We start from the raw sequence: 14953 nt of genomic DNA on the forward strand, positions 1-14953 counted from the left end.
ATGCGAACATTCGCAGCGCCGGCCTTCGCCCGCCGGCACACCGCCGGCCGCTCCGGCCCCGGCCGGTTCGCCGCGGCCGGGATAGCCGCGGCCCTCGTGTTGGGCCTGGCGGCCTGTGGCGACGGCGACGACAAGAAGGACTCCGCCGGGAGCGGCCCTGCCCCGGCGCCGGCCTCTCCCGGGGCGGGCGGGGCGGCGGCGCCGACGTATCCGATCACCATCACGCACAAGCTGGGCACGACCACGATCAAGAAGGCGCCGAAGCGCATCGTCGCGCTGGGCGAGGGCGATCAGGACGCCGCGCTCGCGCTGGCGACCAAGCTGGCCGGCATGGTCGAGACGACCCCGCCGGACGGGGTGGCTCCGTGGGCCAAGCCCAAGCTGGGCGGGGACAAGCCGCAGATCATCACGATGGGCGAGAACGGCGCGCCGCTGGAGAAGGTGCTCGCGCTCCAGCCCGACCTGATCCTGGCGAACACCGACTACTGGGTCGAGCAGGAGTACGACAAGCTCAGCAAGATCGCGCCGACCACGGCGTTCGAGACCGGTCCCTCGCAGGACAGTTGGCAGCAGGTGACCCGGCAGGTGGGCAAGGCACTGGGCAAGTCCACCGAGGCCGAGAAGCTGGTGACCGACCTGGAGGCCAAGGTCGCCGGTGTGGCCAAGCGCCATCCGGCGATCGCCGGCAAGTCGTTCGCGCTGACCAATGCGCAGAACGCGGGCACGGTAGCGGTGCTCAAGGATCGCTCCGACACGTCGGTGAAGCTGCTCGCCGGGTTCGGGATGACCTTCCCGGACAACCTGGCGGGCCTGCCGGGGGCCGGATTCGCGGCCGAGTTGAGCATGGAGCGGCTGGACGTGCTCGAAGTGGGCGTGTTGCTGAGCAACTACAACGGCGACGACGTGCTGCGCAAGGCGATCGAGGGCAATCCGCAGTTCGCGAAACTGAACGTGGTCAAGCGCGGGTCGTATGTGCCGCTGGACTCCAACGACTTCTGGGCCCTGCGCGCACCCACCCCGCTGGCGGTGGAGTACGTGGTCGACAAGATCATGCCGCGGGTGGACGTCGCGGCGCAGGCCGCGAAGAGCTGAGCGCGGCGGACGTACCCGCGGATGGGGGCGCCGTCACCGGTCGGTGTGCGGCAGGCGGACGACGGCCGTTCCGCGGTCGAGGTCCACGGTCGTGCGGTTCGGGGGCGCCCCGTCCTCCTCGTCGTCGCGCAGCATGAGCGCCGTCCGGCGTTCCTTGAGTTCGTGCTGCTTTCCCGGCGAGAACGTTGCGTGCAGCTGTTCGAAGCCGGTTGCCGAGATCTGCCCCTGGCGCACGCTGTTGCGCCAGGGCAACAGCCCGGCCCGGCCCGCGCGCAGCAGTAGCTGATCGACGATGGCCACGAACGTCAGCACGACGACCAGGGTGGGCAAGGCCATGAAGACGACGAGTTGCATGATTCGAGTATCGAACGCACGGCGCGAATCCGCATGCCCCTTCAGGAGGACTTCCGTTCTCGTCCGAGCCCGGGGGGTTCGTCGGGCCGGGTGATCGCCGAGAGGCGGGCGATGCGCCCGGGGCCTCGACCCGCTGCCGCGCCGCGGAGTCGGGGCCCCTGCCGAGGTGTGGGGCGGGTCAGAGCACGGCGATGGTGGTACCGGCGATCTGGCCCGGCATGCCGGGGGCCGGCTCGGCGGGGTCGCTGCCGAGGGCGATGATGCGGTTGTCCGTGTCGACGTGCACGACGCGGGGTCGGTGTCCGGCGATCTCGGTCTCGTCCAGGAGCACGAAGGCCATCACGATGACCAGGTCACCCGGGTGGATCAGCCGCGCGGCGGCCCCGTTGGCGCCGATCACGCCACTGCCGCGGGGGCCGGGGATCGCGTACGTGGTCAGGCGCGCCCCGGTGTCGATGTCGACCACCTGGACCACCTCGTTCTCGGTGATTCCGGCCGCGTCCAGCAGGTCCTCGTCCACCGTCAGCGATCCGACGTAGTGCAGATCGGCCTGCGTCACCCGGGCCCGATGGATCTTGCCGCTCAGCAGCGTGCGCAACACCGGTGCTCCCGCTCAGTTCTCGGTGGCGGCGACGAGGGAACGCGGTCGCATGTCGGTCCAATGGTTCTCGATGTGTTCCAGGCATCGCGCTCGGGACGCGGGACCGTGCTCCGTGCGCCAGCCGTCGGGCGGGTCGAGGAACGCGGGCCACAGCGAGTACTGGCCCTCGTCGTTGAGCAGGGCCAGGAACGTCCCGGAGTCGTCGTCGAAGGGGTTCGTCACGGCGGTTCAGCCTTTCGTGGTCGTCGTGTTCGTCGTCGGCGGGCCGGCGGGGGAGTCGGTGGGGGTTCGGTCGGCGGCGGGGACCCGGTCGGGCGCCTCCGGCGTCCGGGCCGGGCCGGCTGTCGGTGTCTCGTCCGCGATCGGCGCGGACGTCGGTCCGGTGGCGCGCAGTGCGGGCAGCGCGCCGGCGACCGCGAGGACCGCGGCGACACACGCGACGCCGCCCGCCACGAGGGTGGTTCCGGGGCCGAGCAGTCTGGCGACGCCGCCGGAGAGCGCGTTGCCGGTGGCCGGGCCCGCGGTGGCCTGGGCCAGCCACAGGCTGCCCACCCGGCCCTGGAGCCGGTCGGGCGTGTGGTGCTGGAGAAGTGCGCGGCGCAGGATCTCGGAGATCGTGTCGGCGCCGCCCGCGAGGGCCAGCAGGAGCAGGCCCAGCCACAGGTGCCGGCTCAGGCCGAACGCCGCGATCGCCGCGCCCCAGAGCGCGGCCACCACGATCAGGGTCATCCCGGGGCGGCGGACCCGGCCGATCCAGCCGCTCGCCAGTGCGCCCAGGAAGGCGCCCACGGCGGGGGCGGTGTAGAGCAGGCCGACCGCGGTGGGCCCGCCGTCGAACACCTCGTTGCCCATCTCCGGGAACAGTGCGTACGGCATCGCCAGGACGACGGCGGCCAGGTCGACGAGCATGAGTCCGCGGATGACCCGGTTCGCGCGCACGTGCCGCAGGCCGTCCAGGATGGCCCGCACCGGGTGTTGCGCTGCGGCGTGGTCGGTGTCGGCGTCCTCCTCGTCGGGCCGGGGGTGCAGGTGCGGCAGCCGCCACAGCAGGGCCGCGCCGAGCACGAATCCGGCCGCGTCGATCAGGTAACACACCGCGACGCCCGGGCCGGCGGCGATCAGGCCCGCCAGGCTGGGACCCACCATCGCGCCGAACTGGGTGGTCAGGGTGAGCAACGCCCCCGCCGCGGCCAGGTGTTCGCGTCCGGCGAGGGCGGGGGTGACGGCCATCAGCGCGGGCGCGCCCAGGCCGCCGGCGATGCCTGCGGCGATGGCGGCGAGGTAGACGAACCACAGTTGCGGCTCGGGGGCGAGGGCGTTGCCGGCCAGGGCCAGGACCACGACGGCGGAGCCGGCCCGGGTGGCGAGGATCAGTCGGCGCCGGTCGGTGCGGTCGGCCAGGACGCCGCCCGCCAGCAGGCCCACGCACAGGCTGACGCCGATCACGAGGTTGACCAGCCCCACGTGCAGCGAGGAGTTGCCGAGGTCGTACACCTGGATGCTCGCGGCGACCGAGGTCAACGCGGTGCCGAGCATGGACAGGGCGGTCGCGGTGAACAGCAGTCGGAAGTCGCGGTTGGCCCGCAGCGGTGTGACGTCCACCGCGATCTCGCCCAGACGCACGGATCAGCCCTGTCGGGAGGAGGTGACCGGGCCGGGCGCGGTGGCGGTGCCCGTCATGGTTGGGGGCGCGGTCTCGGCCTCGGGGGCGGGGCCCGGGCCGGTGTGGTCGTCGATCGAGGCGAGGATCTCGCCGGCGCGGACCGCGATGTTGGACAGGAGCGTGGAGCCGAGGCCATGGGTGTGCTCGGTCCCGCCCTGGAGGTAGATCCCGGCGTCGAGCGGGGGTTCGGTGACCACGCGGTAGTCGCGGCCCAGCCGGGGGCGCCCGTACTCGTCGCGTGCGCAGGCGTCGGCGGTGTCGCCCAGGAGGGCGAGCCCGTCGCCCGGGCGGTAGCCGGTCGCGTACACGACCACGTCGGCGCGCAGCGTCTCGGTCTTGCCGGTGGGCAGGAACTCGACGTCCACGTGGGCGGCTTCGGGATCCTCGCGGACCTCGACGACCCGGGTGGCGTGGCGGATGTGCAGGCGCTGCCGGCCCTGGACGCGCTCCTCGTATACGCGCCGGTACAGCTCTTCGATCAGATCGCCGTCCACCACCGAGTAGTTCGTGTTGCGGTGGTATTCCGTCAGTTGGCGTTTGACCTGCTCGGGCGCCTCGAAGTAGTGGTCCACGGCCCCGGGGTCGAAGATGCGGTTGGCGAACGGGCTGTCGTCGGCGGGGGAGTAGCCGTAGCGGCTGAAGACGGCGTGCACCTGAGCGTCGGGGAAGCGCCGGTGGAGGTAGTCCGCGGTCTCGGCGGCGCTCTGGCCGGCCCCGACCACCACCGCGGTGCGCACGTCGGCCGGGTCGAGGGCGGCGACGTTGGGCACGAGGCGGGAGTTGTGCCACACCCGCGCGGTGGTGCCGACGCCGTCGGGCAGGTGCGGGGTCAGGCCCGGGGCGAGGACGACGTTGCGGGCGCGGTGTACGACCGGGTCGTTCGCGACGGCGACGTCGAAGGCGGTGATCCTGCCGTCGGTGACGACGGGTTCGATCGCGAGGACCTCGGCGCCGTAGCGCACCTGGTGGGCAACGCGGGCCGCGGCCCATTCGAGGTAGCCGTGGAACTCGGCCCGGAGCGGGAAGAACACCTTGTGGTTGACGAAGTCGACCAGGCGGTCGATCGAGTGCAGGTAGGCGACGAAGCTGAAGTCACTGGTCGGATTGCGCATCGTGGCCAGGTCCTTGAGGAACGAGACCTGCATCGTCGCGCCGTCGACGAGCATGCCGCGGTGCCAGCCGAAGGCCGGCTGTTTCTCCAGGAACAGCGCGTCCATCCGGTGGTCCGGGGCGGCGAGTGCGTTGTGCTCCTCGATCGCGACGGCGAGCGCCAGGTTCGAAGGCCCGAATCCGACCCCCACGAGGTCGTGAACGGTCTTTCCGTCGTGCCGAGATGAGGTCAATGCACGTGTCCCTTCCGGGTGGTGGCCTCGAAGGGCACACAGAGCACTTACGGCCTTCCATAGGCGAGGCTAACCTAACTTCATTGGATGTGACCAGAGGTCGGAGCCGGTGTTCCGGCTTCCCCGACCTGCTTGTGTGCCCAATCGCGGAGGCTGCGGGGTCCGACCGGGTCGAGGGTGAACTCCTGCTGTCGGACCGCGCTTTGGGGCGCGGGCCCCCGACGCGGGCGAGCTCGCGGCCCGCCTGCGGCGCGGCTCCGGGCCCTGTTCCGCCGGGCGCACTAGCGACGGCCGCCGAGGGGGATGACCAAGGGGGTTCCGGCGATGGGGCATTCGATCACTGCGGCGCGCAGGTCGAATACGTCCCGTACCAGGTCGGGGGTGACGACCTCGGCGGGTGGTCCGGCGGCGACCACGCGGCCGTCGCGCATGGCGATCAGGTGGTCGGCGTACCGGCACGCGTGGTTGAGCTCGTGGATGACCATCACCACCGTGCGGCCTTCGGCCCGCCCCAACTCGGCCACCAGTTCCAACACGTCGACCTGGTAGGCCAGATCGAGGTAGGTGGTGGGTTCGTCGAGCAGCAGCACCGGGGTGTCCTGGGCCAATGCCATGGCGATCCATACGCGTTGGCGCTGGCCGCCGGAGAGTTCGTCGATGGCTCGTCCGGCGAGGGTGTCCACGCCGGTGGCCGACAGCGCGGCGTCCACCACGGCGTCGTCGGCGGAGGACCACTGTCGCCACCAGCGCTGGTAGGGCGTACGACCGCGGGCGACCAGGTCGCGCACGGTGATGCCCTCGGGGGCGGTCGGCGACTGCGGGAGCAGCGCGAGTCGTTGGGCGAAGTCCCGCCCGGACAAGCGGGCGACGCTCTCGCCGTCGAGGAGGACGGTGCCCTGACGCGGTTTCAGCAATCGGGCCAGCGCCCGGAGCGCGGTGGACTTTCCACACGCGTTGGGGCCGACCAGGGCGGTCACCCGGCCTGCGGGGATGTCGAGGTCCAGGTCTCGGGCGACCACGCGCTCGCCGTAGCCGAGGGTGAGCATTTCGGCGCTCATCCCGGGAGCGGGCGTGGGGGATGTCGCCGGGGCGGTGGGGGAGCCGGGAGTGGTGGACGTGTGCGGAAGAGTCGACACGGGGCCGGATTTCGGAGCCCGGGCCTCGTCTTGCGTCGCCGACTCGCGGTGTTGCCTCATGTGCTCCGCATGTTCGGTCCGTTCGGTCCGTTCGGTCGGTTCGGTCCGTTCGGTCGGTTCGGTCGGTTCGGTCGGTTCGGTCGAGCGGGACGAGACGCTCGGTTTCGTCGGTCGGGTCGGTGTGGCCGGTGCGATCGGTGGCCTCGACCCGGTCGGTTCGGTCGGTTCGGTCGGCTCCGTGCCGTCCGGGTGCCCCGTCGGCCTGGTCTGCTCTGGCGCGGAACCCACGTCAGCCTCCCTTTCCGGCCCGGTTGTTCCGGGCGAGCAACCACAGCAGGTACGGCGCCCCGACGGCGCCGGTGACGATGCCGACCGGGAGTTCGGTGGGGAACGCGGTTCGTGCGACCACGTCCGCCAGGACCACCAGGGCCGCTCCGACCAGGCCGCTGACGACCAGGGGCAGCCCGGGGGTGCCGGCCAACCTGCGGGCGATCTGCGGGGCGGCGAGCGCGACGAAGACCACCGGTCCCGCACACGCGGTCGCCGCCGCCGTCAGCGCGGTGGCCAGCACGAGCAGGGCGATCCGCGAGCGGGTGACCGGCATTCCCAGGCTCGCGGCGGTGTCGTCGTCGAACTGGAGCATGCGATACGGCCGCGCGAGCGCGATGGTGGCCGGCACCAGCACGACGAGCGCATAGCCGAGCCAGCGCACATGGGTGTACTCGCGTCCGTCCAGGCTGCCGGTCAGCCACGAGGTGGCCCGGGTCGCGGCATCGATGTCGACGCGCGCGAGCATCCAGCGGGTGGAGGCGGCCAGCATGCCGTTGACCGCGATGCCGACGAGGACGAAGCCGTAGCCGGAGATGGTGCCGCCACGAAACGCCAACAGGTAGATGGCCGCGGCGGTCGCGAGCGCACCGATCAGCGCGCCGAGCGGGACCGCGCCGTAGGTCGTCGACCGCGTCGTGCTCACGCCGCCCAACAGGATCGCCAGGACGGCGCCGGCGCCGGCACCGGCTGTGATCCCGATCAGGTCCGGCCCGGCGAGCGGATTGCGGGTCACGGCCTGGAAGATCGCCCCGGCCATCCCCAGCGCGAGCCCGACCAGCATCCCCACCAGGGCGCGCGGCAGCCGGAGTTCGTGCACCACCAACTCGGCATCGGCCGGTCCGGCCCAGAACAGGCCGGTGACCACGTCACGCCATCCGAGCGGGTAGTCGCCCAACGCCAACGACGCGATCAGCCCACCGAAGACCAGCGCGATCAGGGCGACGACCGCGACGAGCGTGCGCGGGTGCACGGCGATCCCGAGCGGACCGCGCTCCCATCGCACGATGTGCGGTACGCGCCGGGCGGTTTCGATCCGGGCGGTCTTCATCCGGAGTTCTCCCCGATTCTTCCGCGCCTGACCAGATGGATGAGGAAGGGCGCCCCGAGGAAGGCGGTGACCACGCCGACCTCCACCTCCGTCGGGCGCGCGATCACTCGCCCGATCACGTCGGCGAGCAGCAACAACACCGCGCCGGCCAGCCCCGAACACGGCACCAGCCAACGGGCGTCGGGCCCGGTGAAGGCCCGCAGCACGTGCGGGACCACCAGGCCGACGAACACGATCGGTCCGGCGGCGGCGACCGCCGTGCCGGTCAGCACGACCACCGCGAGTGCGCCCAGGGCCCGGGTGGTGCCCGCTCGGGTGCCGAGCGTGGTGGCGAGTTCGTCGCCCAGGGCCAACGCGTTGAGCCGGCCGGTCAGACCCAGTGCGAGGCACACGCCGACCACGACGAACGGCACCAGGAACAGCGTGGTTTCGCTGTCCCGGCCGGCGAGCGAACCGACCGCCCAGGACCGGTAGCGACCGAGCGAACCGGGGTCGCTCAGTACGAGGGCGCTGGTGCCGGCCTCCAGCAGCGCGCTGACCGCCGCCCCGGCGAGGGCGAGCTTGGCGGGCGTCGCGCCGCCCACGCCCGCGCCGCCCACGAGATAGGCGATCGCGCCCGCGATCGCCGCGCCCGCGAAGGCGAACCACAGGTAGCCGTGCGATCCGGTCAATCCGAGCAACCCCACGCTCGCCGCGACCGCGAATGCCGCACCCGCACTGACTCCGATCAGTCCGGGGTCGGCCAGCGGGTTGCGGGTCACGTCCTGGGCGACCGCACCCGCCACGCCGAGCGCGACGCCGACCAGGAGCCCCAGGAGCGTACGGGGAACCCGCAGGTCGCGGATCAGCCCGGCGTCACCCGCGCGTTCGCCGCCGAGCATGGCGAACACCTCGCCGGGCGCGACGTTGCGGGTGCCGATGGCCAGGGATGCGAACAGTGCGCCGAGCAACAGCACGGCCAGGATCACGAGCAGCGCGAGCCGTCGCGAACTGCCGGACCCGGCCCGGGCGTCGGGCGCGGCGCCGACGACGGACGGAGCATCGGGGGAATCGACCCGGAGAGACACTCCAGTAAGGTAAGGCATGCCTGACCAACTTGCCCAGTGTGCCCGGTCACGGTGGCATCCCGCCGAGCGTCGCATCCGGGGCGGCGCGCTCGACGGGCCGGTCCGGGATGCTCCCGCCCCCGAACTCGGGTGTGGAGCGGCGGGATTCGCTCGCCTCGGGGCGCGGCGGCGTCGCGCGGCTCGACCCGGTGGGCGGGCGGTCGCCCGATCGCGCGCGGGCCACCCGGCGGCCGACCCGCTCGTCCACCTGCCCGACCGCGCGCATCCAGCAGACGATCCCGGCCACGACGACCCGGAGCAATCGGGTCCGCGACGACGAAGGAGCGAGCCCCATGGCGCGAGACGACGAGGCCACCGACCGCCGCGGACGCACCGGGCGTTCGCCGATCCGCACCTGTCTGGCCACGGTCGTGCGCTCGGTGGAGGTGACGCCCAGGATGTTGCGACTGACGCTCGGCGGGGACGGGTTGCGCGGCTTCGAGGGCGGCAGGCAAGCCGACGAACGGGTCAAACTGTTCTTTCCGTCGAAGGGCGAGCCGATCCCGGTGCTGCCCGAATTCGGCCCGGACGGCCCGGTGTACCCCGCCGGCGCCACTCCGTCGCACGCACGCAACTACACCGTGCGACGCTTCGATCCGGCCGGGCCCGAACTCGACATCGACTTCGTGATCCACGGCAGCGGCCGAGCCGTCGAGTGGGCCCGGAAGGCCCGACCCGGTGCCGTACTGGGCATCGCTGGCCCCGCCCTCGGAGAGCTCCCGCCCGCCGACGCAAGGCAGTTGCTGATCGCCGGCGACGAGACGGCGCTGCCGGCCGTCGCCTCGATCCTGGAACGTCTCGCCCCCGGCACCCGCGCACACGTCTTCGTCGAGGTCGCCGACCGACACGAGGAACAGCCCCTTGCCGCAGCCCCCGACACCGACGTGCGCATCCACTGGCTGCACCGCGACGGGGCGACCGACCCCGACGAGGACCGACTGGCCGACGCGGTCTGCGAATTTCCCTGGCCCGAAGGCACCGTGCACGCCTGGGTCGCGGGCGAGGCACTCACCGTCCGCACCATCCGCCGCTACCTGCGCAACGAACGCGGCCTGAGCCGGCACACCCTGCACGCCGCCGGCTACTGGCGCCGCGGGAAGACGGTGGAGGAGTGGCTGGCGGAACCGGAGGACACGGACCGCTGAGGGCGGGCCCGGCCCGAAAACAATCCCGACCAGGGTGTTATGAAACCGCGCGGTCGAGGCGTTACTCGTGTGACGCCAATGTGTGGAGGCCCCATGTCGGGAAGCAAGGCTGCGGACTTCGAAGAGTTCGCGCATGCGCGCAGCAGCCAACTGCTGCGCACCGCCTGCCTGCTCACCGGCGACTGGCACCTTGCCGAGGACCTGGTCCAGGAGACCTTCGGCAAACTCTTCCCGCGCTGGAATCGGGTGAGCACCATGGATTCCCCCATGGCGTACGCGCATACGACGCTGGTCCGCACGTTCTTGTCCGCCCGCCGACTCAAACGTTGGTCGGAGCATCCCGCCGAGGAACTCCCGGAGCCACACGCGCCCGTCGGCGAAGACATCGAATTGCGGCTGGCTCTCCTGGAGGGCCTCGCCCGACTGTCCCCGGCCGACCGCGCGGTCCTGGTGCTGCGCTATTGGGAGGACTACTCGGTCAAGGAGACCGCGGACATCCTGCGGACGGCGCCCGGCACGGTACCGGTCCGCGCCAAACGGGCGCTGGGCCGGCTGCGCGCCCTGCTGGGCACCGAACTGCGAGCCCCGGCGGCGACATGCTGACCGGGCCCGGACCAGGGCCCCGACCCCAACCCCGACCCCGTGACCACGACCGGAAGGACGTGCAGGCCGTGTTCACCGATGCGGACCCGTTCAGCGACGAGGACTTCGAGCAGTACGAAAGGGAGTTGCCCGGGGCGCTGCGTGCCGCCGGTGACTCGTTTCCCGGGCCCAGCTCCGACCTGGTGGCCCGAGGACTCGCCCGCGGCCGACAGCGCCGACGGTTTCGAAGGCTGCGCCGGAGCGCACTCGCTGCCGTCCTGGTGACGGCGAGCGTGGCCGGATGGGCCACCGTCGCGGGCGTGTTCGACAACTCGAATTCCGGACCGGCCGACCGCACCGGTGCCCCCTGGGTGACCGATGCGCCACGCGACCTGGTGCCGCTGCTGGCCAAGGCTGTTCCTCCGGACGGCCAACTGATCGACGCTTACAGCAACTTCGCGGCAGGCTCACCGAGGGTGCTCCGTGCCCAGGCGGAAGTCATGGCGACCTACACGACCGCGTCCGGATCCTCCGAACTCAGCGTGGTGGTCTCCCGCCCGGCTCCCGGCAGCCGCGACGACAGCGACGCGTACTGCGACGAGAACGTTCCGAAAAGTACGTGCAGCCGGTCGCCGGAGCCGGACGGAGCCGTGCTGACCACGCGCAGGACCATCAAGGACAAGGGCAGCACCGACCCGGCGCAGTTGTGGCGGGCTCTGTACACCCGACCCGACGGCGTACGCGTCGACGTCCGGGCCAATGGCGACTATCTCGTGGTCGGTGATGTCGCCGGTGTCTCGAGCCTGAGCATGGAACAGATCGTCGCCATCGCCCGCAGTGCGAGCTGGGAACCGGTCGGCGCGGCCGTAGCCACCCCCGCGCAGCAGATCACCGGGTTGGTGCCCGCCCTGTTGCGCTCCGGGGTGCGCGTGCTCTCGGCCGACGGGTCGTCGAGCACGGGCGAGTTCGTCGTGGACACCGACTCCGGGATCCACGAGCTGAATGTGAGCGTCGACTCCGGCCCGATCGAGGTCTGCCCGCCCGCCGCCGCCAAAGCAGATCCCACTACCGGGACCTGCGAGATGGTGAAACTGTCCGACGGGACATCGGCGAGGATCGACCGCGCGCGTACCGAGCATGGCAGATACGTACCGTGGGCCCTGACCGCGTTCCGCGCCCACGGACTTCGGATCCGGTTCGAGCAGGACCCGCCATCCAAGAGCAACCGCGACAAGCCGACCCCCTCTGCCGGACCCTCCATGCTTCAGGACCAGGTAAAGGAGATCGCGGCCTCGCCGCGCTGGGACGCTCCCTGACCCGCGGCCACATCTGATATCGGCTCGGGCTGCCGACCTGCCCGGGCCGGGCCCCGCTCTCCCGGCCCGGGTGCACGATCGCCCGCACCGGAACCTCGATTCCCGGTTCCGGGCCGCCGATCGCCGGGCCCCGGGCCCCGATTTCCCGTCCCGGCACCCCGGAGCACCCGCCCCGTCGGCCACTCGATCCCTTGTAGGCAACCACCCGCGCCGCCTCGGCACGGACACACCGCGTCGGGGCGTGCTTCGCGCTGCCCGAAAACGCCGAGCCGCGCGCATCGGACCCGCCCCCCACAGCGACGAGAAAGCACTCATGTTCCCTGCACCATTCGAGCCCCTGCGCGGCTTGGCACCGGAGGTATCGCGGTTCGCCCTGGTGGGCGGCCTCGGCTACGCCACCGATGTCGCCCTGTTCAACATCCTGCGGGCGCTCCTCGACACACCCTCCCTCCTCGCCAAGTCCGTCTCGCTCGGTGTCGCCACCGTGATCGCCTACCTCGGCAACCACCGCTGGACCTATGGCCACCGCGCCATTTCCGAGCACGCCGCCGACGCACGACGGCGATTCCTGCTGTTCGTCGGCTGGAGCTGCGGCGGCCTGGCCATGCAACTGGGCTGCCTCTCGCTCTCGCACGATGTCCTGGGCTTCGACAGCCTGCTCGCGGACAATGTCTCCGGCAACGTGATCGGCATGGCCCTGGCGACGGCTTTCCGCTTCTGGGGCTACCGCACCTGGGTCTTCCGAGCCGCGCCACCGCCGGCCGAGGCGGTGGCCGCGGAACAGGGCGCCCACGACGTGTACGGGTCGGCGCGGTGAGCACCGCCGCCCTCGTGATCGCGCTGCTGTGCACGCTGACCGGATGCTGGCACCTCGCCTGCGCGAGCGGGATGCGTCGAGCGGTGGACGTGGTGCTGGTGTGGCTGCTGCTGAGCACGGCCCAACTGTCCGCGCTGACCCTGGTGGTCGGCGGCCTGCTGCGACAGCTGGAAGCGGGTGCCCTGTTCGGCGCCGCCCTCGCGCTCGCCGCCGTGGAGATCGCGGCCACCCGACGCCCCGGCCCCGACGCGGCCCGACGTCGCGGGGTCGCCGTCGCCGCCGGACTGTGGCCACGCGTACGGCGCTGCGGGCACCATCCACTGGTCGTCGTCCTCGCACTGCTGGTGGGCGCCCAGTACGGCTGGCGTGCCGCGCTCGCCGCGTTCCTCGGCCCACTGGACTACGACGGGCTGTGGTACCACCTGCCCGGGCCCGCCATCTGGCTCCAACAGGGCTACGTCGGCCACACCCCGCAGGTGTTGTGGGCCGACGTCTACCCGCAGGGCCAGGAACTTCTCACCGGCTTCAGCGGTGCCTTCGTCGGTGACACCCGACTCGGCTGGGCATCCGGCCTCGTCTTCCTCGCCCTGGGCGCGGTCGCCACGGCCGGACTCGCCCGTACCGCCGGCGCCCGCCGCGCGCACGCCACCCTCGCCGGCCTCGGTATCCTGGCCGTCCCCGCGGTATTCCTGGAAGCCTCCACCACCTACGTGGACTTCGCCACCGCCGCGACCACCCTGACCGCCCTGCACCTGACCCTCGGCATCCATCCTGCCGTGCGAGCGGTCGTCGACGGCGGCGGGGATGCGACCGGCTGCCTGCGTCGCCGGGTCCTGATCGTCGGGATCGCCCTGGGACTGGCCATCGGCGTCAAGTCCGCCAACCTGCTGACCGCGGTCGTGGTCGGCGCCCTCGTCGTGGTGCAGACCTGGCGCACGGTCGGCTCCGCGCGCCGCGCCTCGGCGTCCTCGGAGCGGCAACCGGCCACGCGCGCAGCCCGGTTGCGCGCCCACGGCGCCGCCACCGCCCGGCTCGCGCTGCCGAACGCGGTCGTACTGGGCCTGCCCGCACTGGCGTTGGGCGGCTACTGGTACATCCGCACCTGGATCAGCTACGGCAATCCCTTCCACCCGTTCACCATGCTCGGTTTCCACGGCAAAGGCACCGTCGACGAACTGATCATCGTGCACAACACGGCAGCGCAGGTCGCCGGCGAGAGCAAGCTCCGCGCCACCTGGCACTCGTGGCTCTACGACCGCGAACGCGTGGCCTACACCCACGACCAACAACCCGGCGGCTTCGGCCTGCAGTGGATCTACGTCCTGCTGCCGATCGTGCTCGTCGCCCTCGCCCTGTTCGTGCTCAGCCGCCGTTTCGACCTGCTGTGGGGGTTGTTGCTTCCCGTGCTCGTCTCGGCGGTGGCCTCCCCGGCGCCGTGGTGGGCGCGCTACCAGTTGCTGGTGCCGGCGTTCGGCTGCGTGTGCCTGGCGGCCGTGCTGACCGCCGTCGCACCACGGCCGAGGGGGCGCCCGGGTGTGCGCGGCGCGCCGGTGCCGCCGATGCTGCGACGCGGTGTGGCCGGGCTGGTGGCGGGCGCGTTCGTCGCGACCACGGCGACTTCCATGTGGTGGGCCACCCAGCCCACGAACACCTGGATCGGCGACCGTGCGTTCGCACACCGCGCGACCGTCGGCGAGGCGCTGGACCTGATGCGCGACCCGGGTCGGGACCGACGCATCCTGCCCACGGCCGCCTACGCCGCGATGAACCGGGTCCCCGACGGCCGCACCGTGGCCTTCACCGAATTTACCCACCAGCGTTTCGTGCAACTGCTCCTGGGCGAGCGTGCACAGCGGCGCGTCACCAGCCTGGGCGAGCCGCGTGACGCGGAGGACTTCGCCCGCCGACTGGGCGCATCCGGCGCACAGTACGTGCTGCTGACGACCGGCGGCCCGGATCACGACCTGCTGCGCGCGGTCCGGCGCGACCGGGCCCACTACCGGCCGGTGGCGCGCGGAAGCGGTGCGATCGGCTGGTTCGGGAGCGGACCCGACGCGGAACTCTTCGAGATCGGCGACTTCACCGCGACCGTGTGCACGGACCGCACACCCCGATTGGCCGCCGTCGGGTCGGACCGGGGCATGATCGCCGTCACGCTCCGGGATGCCTGCGCGGCCCCGCTGTTCGAGGTCGAGGTGACGCTCGTGGACGAGACCGCGCCGCCGGCCTCGGTCCGCGCGTGGACCACGCGGGAGGGCGAAGCCGTGCTGCGCGTACCGGCCGACCCGACCGGAAAGCCGCTGCGTGTGCGCTTCGCGGGCGACGGCTACTACGGTCCGGCGGAGACGACGGTGGGCTGAGCCCGGGGACCGGGTCGCCCCGCCGCGCCGCGTGGGCGGTTCGGCGGGGCGGGAGTTCCG

At 72.1% G+C, this 14953-nt stretch carries 15 protein-coding genes; 6 read left to right on the plus strand and 9 right to left on the minus strand.

Going from position 1 to position 14953, the window contains the following annotated elements:
* Complete coding sequence (locus tag ACIBM5_RS25470) at positions 1 to 1092, plus strand: ABC transporter substrate-binding protein (RefSeq protein WP_396008939.1); 1092 nt, start codon at positions 1 to 3, stop codon at positions 1090 to 1092.
* Positions 1093 to 1125: 33 nt separating this feature from the next.
* On the opposite strand, the gene ACIBM5_RS25475 is transcribed toward ACIBM5_RS25470, so the two are convergent.
* From ACIBM5_RS25475 to ACIBM5_RS25515, 9 genes are all read right to left on the minus strand, one after another.
* Positions 1126 to 1446 (minus strand): DUF6191 domain-containing protein, encoded by a 321-nt coding sequence (locus tag ACIBM5_RS25475; protein ID WP_396008940.1) that lies wholly within the window; start codon positions 1444 to 1446, stop codon positions 1126 to 1128.
* 178 nt (positions 1447 to 1624) lie between these two features.
* Positions 1625 to 2047, minus strand: coding sequence for an aspartate 1-decarboxylase (gene panD, locus ACIBM5_RS25480; protein WP_396008941.1), 423 nt, complete (start codon positions 2045 to 2047; stop codon positions 1625 to 1627).
* Positions 2048 to 2059: 12 nt separating this feature from the next.
* Positions 2060 to 2269: an MbtH family protein gene (locus tag ACIBM5_RS25485; RefSeq protein WP_396008942.1), complete on the minus strand. Its 210-nt coding sequence runs from the start codon at positions 2267 to 2269 to the stop codon at positions 2060 to 2062.
* 6 nt (positions 2270 to 2275) lie between these two features.
* Positions 2276 to 3670 carry an enterobactin transporter EntS gene (gene entS / locus ACIBM5_RS25490; protein ID WP_396008943.1) on the minus strand — a complete coding sequence of 465 codons (1395 nt, stop codon included), beginning with the start codon at positions 3668 to 3670 and terminating at the stop codon, positions 2276 to 2278.
* 3 nt (positions 3671 to 3673) lie between these two features.
* Positions 3674 to 5053, minus strand: coding sequence for a lysine N(6)-hydroxylase/L-ornithine N(5)-oxygenase family protein (locus tag ACIBM5_RS25495; RefSeq protein WP_396008944.1), 1380 nt, complete (start codon positions 5051 to 5053; stop codon positions 3674 to 3676).
* 281 nt (positions 5054 to 5334) lie between these two features.
* A complete protein-coding gene (locus ACIBM5_RS25500; RefSeq protein WP_396008945.1) occupies positions 5335 to 6111 on the minus strand; it encodes an ABC transporter ATP-binding protein in 777 nt (258 codons plus the stop codon).
* A 367-nt stretch (positions 6112 to 6478) separates the two neighbouring features.
* Complete coding sequence (locus ACIBM5_RS25505) at positions 6479 to 7567, minus strand: FecCD family ABC transporter permease (protein WP_396008946.1); 1089 nt, start codon at positions 7565 to 7567, stop codon at positions 6479 to 6481.
* The gene (locus ACIBM5_RS25510) at positions 7564 to 8535 is read right to left on the minus strand and encodes a FecCD family ABC transporter permease (protein WP_396009107.1); all 972 of its coding nucleotides are present in this window, start codon (positions 8533 to 8535) and stop codon (positions 7564 to 7566) included. Before ACIBM5_RS25510 ends, ACIBM5_RS25505 begins: the two co-directional genes overlap by 4 nt.
* 145 nt (positions 8536 to 8680) lie before the next feature.
* Positions 8681 to 8968: a hypothetical protein gene (locus ACIBM5_RS25515; RefSeq protein ID WP_396008947.1), complete on the minus strand. Its 288-nt coding sequence runs from the start codon at positions 8966 to 8968 to the stop codon at positions 8681 to 8683.
* Between ACIBM5_RS25515 and ACIBM5_RS25520 the strand changes: the two genes are divergently transcribed.
* The 5 genes from ACIBM5_RS25520 (at position 8967) to ACIBM5_RS25540 (ending at position 14893) form a co-directional block, all read left to right on the plus strand.
* Positions 8967 to 9818: a siderophore-interacting protein gene (locus ACIBM5_RS25520; protein WP_396008948.1), complete on the plus strand. Its 852-nt coding sequence runs from the start codon at positions 8967 to 8969 to the stop codon at positions 9816 to 9818. The genes ACIBM5_RS25515 and ACIBM5_RS25520 overlap by 2 nt on opposite strands.
* Positions 9819 to 9911: 93 nt before the next feature.
* The gene (locus tag ACIBM5_RS25525; protein ID WP_396008949.1) at positions 9912 to 10421 is read left to right on the plus strand and encodes a SigE family RNA polymerase sigma factor; all 510 of its coding nucleotides are present in this window, start codon (positions 9912 to 9914) and stop codon (positions 10419 to 10421) included.
* Positions 10422 to 10489: 68 nt separating this feature from the next.
* Entirely contained in the window at positions 10490 to 11716 is a 1227-nt protein-coding gene (locus ACIBM5_RS25530) for a hypothetical protein (protein ID WP_396008950.1), read from the plus strand.
* A gap of 313 nt (positions 11717 to 12029) precedes the next feature.
* On the plus strand, positions 12030 to 12533 hold the full coding sequence (locus tag ACIBM5_RS25535; protein WP_396008951.1) for a GtrA family protein: 504 nt from the start codon (positions 12030 to 12032) through the stop codon (positions 12531 to 12533).
* Positions 12530 to 14893 carry a hypothetical protein gene (locus ACIBM5_RS25540; protein WP_396008952.1) on the plus strand — a complete coding sequence of 788 codons (2364 nt, stop codon included), beginning with the start codon at positions 12530 to 12532 and terminating at the stop codon, positions 14891 to 14893. The genes ACIBM5_RS25535 and ACIBM5_RS25540 overlap by 4 nt, the downstream gene beginning before the upstream one ends.
* Positions 14894 to 14953 lie beyond the last annotated feature (60 nt).

Origin of the sequence: Embleya sp. NPDC050493 (assembly GCF_044458105.1) — a bacterium.
GTDB lineage: Bacteria > Actinomycetota > Actinomycetes > Streptomycetales > Streptomycetaceae > Embleya.